The organism is Corynebacterium sp. UMB8791 (genome assembly GCF_054166365.1).
The window spans coordinates 1-6,129 of record NZ_JBSZCG010000142.1; the positions used below are offsets into that span (position 1 = coordinate 1).

Below are 6,129 nucleotides of genomic sequence, written 5' to 3' on the forward strand. Positions count from 1 at the left end.
ATGACGAATAACGACCAAACCCACCATGCAGCCCAGGCCTTTACGGTCCCGGCGAACACTCCTGCCGGGGTTGCGATGCGCGAATTGTCGCTGCCGAATAAGGGCCCGGAGGCGGTTGTCTGCGTGCAGTCTGAAGACGGGTCGTTGAAGGACCTGTCATTTACGCCGGATGTAGACACCACAGTAACTCCAGTCACCGCGAACACTGAGCTGGGTCGGTCTGTGATTCGCCACTCGTGTGCTCACGTGTTGGCGCAAGCAGTGCAGATTGAGTTTCCGGGGACGAAGTTAGGCATTGGGCCAGCCATTGAGGGTGGCTTCTACTACGACTTCGACGCAGCTGAACCGTTCACACCAGAAGACTTGAAGCTGCTCGAGCGCCGAATGAAGAAGATCATCAAGCAGGGCCAGAAGTTTGTTCGTGGAGTCTACCCGTCGGCTGAAGCGGCAGCAGAGGACCTAGCTGATGAGCCGTACAAGCTTGAACTCGTGCAGGACAAGGGAAACGTGGACCCTGACTCGGACGAAGCAACTGAAGTCGGCCACGGGGAACTCACCCACTACGACAATGTGAATCCACGGACGAATGAAGTCGAGTGGCGCGATTTGTGCCGCGGGCCTCACGTGCCAACTACTAAGTACATTCCCGCGTTCGCACTGACACGTTCGTCAGCTGCGTACTGGCGTGGCAACCAGAATAACGCCGGGTTGCAGCGTATTTACGGCACCGCCTGGGAGTCGAAAGAAAAGCTCGATGAGCACATGTTGATGCTTGCAGAAGCAGAGAAGCGCGACCACCGTCGTCTTGGCAATGAGCTCGATCTTTTCTCCTTCCCGGAGGAAGTTGGGTCTGGCTTGCCGGTATTCCACCCGGATGGAGGAATTATCCGGATGGTGATGGAGGAACACTCCCGCCAGCGTCACCTCGAGGCAGGTTATTCATTCGTCAACACCCCACACTTGACGAAGGGTGAGCTGTTCGAAAAATCTGGACACCTGGACTGGTACGCCGACGGCATGTACCCACCGATGCAGCTCGACGGCGAGACCGACGACGAAGGCAATGTGACCAAACAGGCAGTCGATTACTACGTCAAGCCTATGAACTGCCCTATGCACAACCTCATCTTCGATTCACGTGGACGCTCGTACCGTGAATTGCCACTGCGACTATTCGAGTTTGGTACCGTGTACCGCTACGAAAAGTCCGGCGTGGTGCATGGCCTGACTCGTGCACGCGGTTTTACTCAGGACGATGCCCATATCTACTGCACCGAGGAACAGCTTGAAGACGAGCTGACGAGTGTGTTGGAGTTCATTATTTCCCTGCTCAGGGACTATGGGCTTGATGATTTCTATCTGGAGTTGTCCACCAAGGATCCCGAGAAGTACATCGGTGATGATGATATCTGGGAGCGTTCAACGAGCATCCTAGAATCAGTTGCTACCAAGTCTGGGCTCGAGCTTGTTCCGGACCCAGCAGGTGCAGCGTTCTACGGGCCAAAGATTTCCGTACAGGCTCGCGACGCCATCGGTCGTACCTGGCAGATGTCCACGGTTCAGCTCGACTTCAACCTGCCTGAGCGTTTCGGTCTTGAGTACACATCCTCAGACGGAAGCAAGAAGCGACCAGTCATGATTCACCGTGCACTCTTTGGATCAATTGAGCGATTCTTCGGCGTGCTGCTTGAGCACTACGCCGGTGCATTCCCGGCTTGGCTGGCACCGCACCAGGTTGTAGGTATCCCCGTTGCTGACGATTTCGCTGGTCACCTTGACGGCATCATCCAGCAGCTGCGGGCACGCGGCATCCGAGCTGAGGTCGACCATTCCGATGACAGGATGCAGAAGAAGATTCGGACGCACACCACTCACAAGGTTCCGTTCATGCTGCTCGCTGGCGCGCGTGATGTGGAGGCAAACGCTGTAAGCTTCCGCTTCCTCGACGGCACCCAAATTAATGGAGTCGGCGTCGACGAGGCTGTCGAGCTTATCACCAACTGGGTGGACGAAAAGTTCAACGAACAACCAACGAAAGAGCTGGTTGAACAGCGCCAGGCTGACCAGTAGAAGTAGAGAGGCGCTCAGAAATGTATGAGGACATTGGAGTTGGTACTCCAGACAGACTTCAGCGTCTTTGGGCGCCGTACCGTTCGAAGTACATCGCGTCAACGCCACGCGATGAGAAGGGGTCAAGTGATCCTTTCGTGCAGATTCCTTCGATGAGCGATGAAGAGGGGCTCATCGTGGCTCGAGGGGAGACCGTCTACGCGGTGCTGAACCTTTATCCGTATAACGCTGGGCATATTTTGGTCGTGCCGTACCGTAAGGTGGCGGAGATTGAAGCCCTGACTGCGGGGGAATCAGCCGAGCTTATGAGGTTCGTAACGCTCGCAGTGAAAACGCTCAAGGCGGTATCAGACCCCGAAGCGATAAACGTTGGCATGAATTTAGGCAGGGCCTCCGGAGGCTCTATCGGAGATCATCTACACGTGCATGTGGTCCCGAGGTGGGCAGGGGACTCAAATTTTATGACAGTCATCACTGGCACCAAGGTGCTTCCGCAGTTGCTGCGTGAAACGCGCCAGCTACTAGCAGAGAGCTGGAAAGAAGTGTCGGCTCAACAGACTGGAGGGGAGTAGGCAGATGCTCAGTGTTCATGGACGAAAGCCTGCCGCCGTTGTCGTAGAACCGGTCGCCACTGCATTGCTTAAAGCTGGTCTAACACCGAATTGGACAACGCTTGGTGGAACAGCGCTCACTGTGTTGGTAGCCGTCGTGCTCATTCCAACTGACCATCTTGTTTTGGCAGCTATTCTGAGTGGTCTTTTCGCGGCTTTTGACATGGTGGATGGCACGATGGCCCGTCTCCGCGGGGGAGGGACTGCTTTCGGAGCTACGCTTGACGCAAGTTGTGACAGGATTACTGACGGAGCGCTCTTCGGTGCCATCGTGTTCTGGCTGGTGTACGTAGATCAAGCTTCTCCGGCGCATGTCGCAGTTTGCCTTGCGGTACTAGTACTCTCCCAGGTGATTAGTTACGTTAAGGCGCGCGCGGAGGCCGGGGGTATCAAGATTGTCGGCGGGCTGGTTGAGCGGCCTGAGCGTCTTCTCATCGCGCTTGTCGCGCTGGGATTTGAAGGCTTCGGTGTGCCGTACGCCATTGAATGCGGGCTTTGGCTGCTGTTTTTCGGCTCGATATATACGGTTGCGCAGCGACTCGTTATTGCAGCGAAGGATCCTGCATCAAAGCGGCAGATTGCCGCGCCAGCAGGAGCTAAAACGTTTGGGTCGCGCTAGGACCGAAGCGCGCATGCAAACGTTCAAGGATGAGTGCGTATATCGCAGCTACTGGATGGGGTGGAAGCTGCTATCAATGCTGCCTTACAGTATCGCCTACTGTCTGATGATGTTCGTTGCCGACATTTACTCTCGCAATGGCAAGTTACCGGAGCAACTTCGTAAGAATCTCTCGCGTGTGGTTGGACCTGAGAACGTCACGCGTTCGCTTGTGAAGAACTCGATGCGGTCATACATGCGGTATTGGCTCGAGGTCTTTTGCCTGCAGAAAGTAATCTCGAATGAACGGTTTCATGAGCAATTCTCTGCATCGATACAAGGGATTGAGCATCTGGAGTATGCGATTCAACAAGGCAAGGGCGTAGTGCTTGCGTTGCCACACTCGGGGAACTGGGATCTTGCGGGTGCATGGCTTGCTCACCGATACGGGAGCTTTTCGACGGTCGCGGAGCGGGTAGAGCCCGAAGAGCTCTACGATGCGTTTTTGGAATTTCGACGTGGGTTAGGAATCCAGGTGATTCCTTCGCGTGGTGCGTCGAGACCTCCAATGCAACTCCTCGAGGAAGCTCTGTACAAACAAGGGATTGTCTGTTTGTTGGCAGATCGTGATCTCGGTGGGCACGGGGTGCCGGTAGCATTTTTTGGAGAGCAGACGACAATGCCCGCCGGTCCGGCAGTATTAGCGGAGAAGACTGGTGCGACACTGCTCGCAGTACACAATGCCTTTGAGAGTTCAGGCAGCATGGATGGGTGGGTGACTAGCGTATCGCCGCCGATTGTTGCAGATTCCGTAGAAGGTAAAGTGGAAAAGCTTGCGGGCTGGTTTGAGCGCGGAATCAAAAAGCACCCACAAGACTGGCATGTGCTTCAGCCGTTTTGGATCGCAGACCGGAAGAAAAAGGTAGCGAAGGGATGAAAATTGGTATCGTGTGCCCGTATTCTTTCGACGAACCAGGCGGGGTTCAAGCGCACATCCTTGATTTAGCTGAATCACTTTTGCGCCAAGGGCATGAAGTGAAAGTGCTCGGGCCTGCGCGTGATGACACGCCTCTTCCCGAGTTTGTAAAGAAAGGTGGGCGTTCGTTACCTATTCCGTATAACGGCTCTGTCGCGCGCCTGGCGTTCGGCCCTAAAGTTTTTACGACTACTCGCGAATTCCTGTGTGATGGCGAATTTGATGTATTGCACATCCATGAGCCCAATTCTCCTAGCTATTCGCTCGCAGCGCTTATGTTGGCTTCGGGACCGATCGTCGCTACATACCACACGTCTACAACTGGGTCTCGCATTTTGCAGCTTGCACTGCCGTTTTTGCGGAAATATTTGGAAAAGATCCGCGGGGGTATCGCAGTAAGCGAGCTTGCTCGGAGGTGGCAGGTTGAACAGATCGGAGCCGATCCGATCGTTATCCCTAATGGAGTGGACACTCGGAAGTTCGTAGCCGCCCGGAAGCTAGCGCCGTTGAGCTCCGTCGGGCCTGTTCGAATCGCATTCTTGGGGCGTATCGACGAGCCAAGAAAGGGGCTAACGCTGCTTCTTGAAGCGTTCGATCACCTTGAAGGACGAGTCGAACTCACGGTGATCGGAAGCGGGGAGCCTCGGCAGATTCCAGGAGTGAACTTCGTCGGTCGCGTAAGCGAGGAGGAAAAGGCGAGATTGCTGGCCTCAACAGTCCTCACTAAATCTGATTGGTTTCAATTTTAAAGATGGCGTCGATAAGCCTGCGATTGCTCGATTGATGCGACTGTGGACTGAGGATGCCCGTGCGTTGACAGCCGGCGAAAACCCGTTGGCCAGCCTGGAACCAGAGATGACGGAACACCCCGCAAACCTCACCATTACCGTGGGGTTGGGAGAGAAGTTTTTTGATATCGCCGCGCCTGAGAGCAAACCGTCGTGGCTCCACGACATTCCGGCGCTCTCGCGAGACGAGCTTTCACGGAAGTGGGGCCAGACTGACGTGGTGTTGCAGATTTGCTCAGATGACCCACTGATGTGCGCATGGGCGATGCGTCATATGGTGCGAGCTGGCGTCGATTATGTAGCTACCGCGTGGGTGCAGCAAGGGTTCATGAATAACCCTGCTGTACACCGCGAAGGAACCACGCCACGGAATCTCTTTGGACAGATTGATGGCACGGTAAACCCTCACACTGATGAGGAATACGACGCCCAGGTGTGGGCAAAAGGCGCTGCAGAGTTTGAAGGTGGAACGTCGATGGTGGTTCGTCGAATAGCGATGAACCTTGACACCTGGGAAATGCTCGACCGGACATCCCGTGAAGAGGCCGTCGGGCGCAGGCTAGACAACGGAGCACCCCTTTCGGGCGGCGAAGAGTTCACTCCGGTAGATCTGGAAGCGCGGGACGAATATGGCCTGCCAAAGGTCGATAGAAACTCGCACGTTGCCAGGTCAATGGCGCCTGAAGGGCACCCGGAGCAGAAATTTAAACGGCGCCCTTATAACTACAATTTGCCGCCTGAGCCTGGGCAAGAACAGCTGTCCAACGCTGGCTTAGTGTTCATTGCATTTCAGGAAAACCCAGATACGCAATTCACTCCGGTCCTCAAAAGGCTCGATGAGGCTGACCGACTGAATGAATGGATCACGCACATTGGTTCGGCGGTGTACTGGATACCACCGGGCACGCAGGCGCAAGATGGTGCTCCGAGTTTCTGGGCCGAGTCACTACTCGCGTAGTGAACGCGGTATGATTTTTGCCATGTTTGCCGACCTCAGTATTTAAAGGTTCCGGCGAGCTTGTACGAATCCAGCTGGGTGCGTCCAGGTATGACGTACCTCATTGAAGCGCAAAGGAGCGCACGAAC

4 protein-coding genes and 2 pseudogenes are annotated in these 6,129 nt (G+C 55.2%); all 6 read left to right on the plus strand.

Annotation, left to right across the window (positions count from 1 at the left end; translation table 11 throughout):
- Positions 1–2,070: a threonine--tRNA ligase gene (thrS, locus tag ACXIUA_RS09690; RefSeq protein ID WP_256005064.1), complete on the plus strand. Its 2,070-nt coding sequence runs from the start codon at positions 1–3 to the stop codon at positions 2,068–2,070.
- A 20-nt stretch (positions 2,071–2,090) separates the two neighbouring features.
- Complete coding sequence (locus ACXIUA_RS09695) at positions 2,091–2,642, plus strand: HIT family protein (RefSeq protein WP_256005062.1); 552 nt, start codon at positions 2,091–2,093, stop codon at positions 2,640–2,642.
- Between the two features lie 4 nt (positions 2,643–2,646).
- Positions 2,647–3,300 (plus strand): phosphatidylinositol phosphate synthase, encoded by a 654-nt coding sequence (gene pgsA, locus ACXIUA_RS09700; protein ID WP_457976700.1) that lies wholly within the window; start codon positions 2,647–2,649, stop codon positions 3,298–3,300.
- Positions 3,301–3,313: 13 nt separating this feature from the next.
- The gene (locus ACXIUA_RS09705; RefSeq protein ID WP_256005058.1) at positions 3,314–4,216 is read left to right on the plus strand and encodes a phosphatidylinositol mannoside acyltransferase; all 903 of its coding nucleotides are present in this window, start codon (positions 3,314–3,316) and stop codon (positions 4,214–4,216) included.
- Positions 4,213–4,968: pseudogene (locus tag ACXIUA_RS09710) on the plus strand (glycosyltransferase family 4 protein); the annotation flags it as partial. The gene ACXIUA_RS09705 and the pseudogene ACXIUA_RS09710, both read left to right, overlap by 4 nt.
- Positions 4,964–6,001: pseudogene (locus ACXIUA_RS09715) on the plus strand (Dyp-type peroxidase); the annotation flags it as partial. The pseudogenes ACXIUA_RS09710 and ACXIUA_RS09715, both read left to right, overlap by 5 nt.
- Positions 6,002–6,129 lie beyond the last annotated feature (128 nt).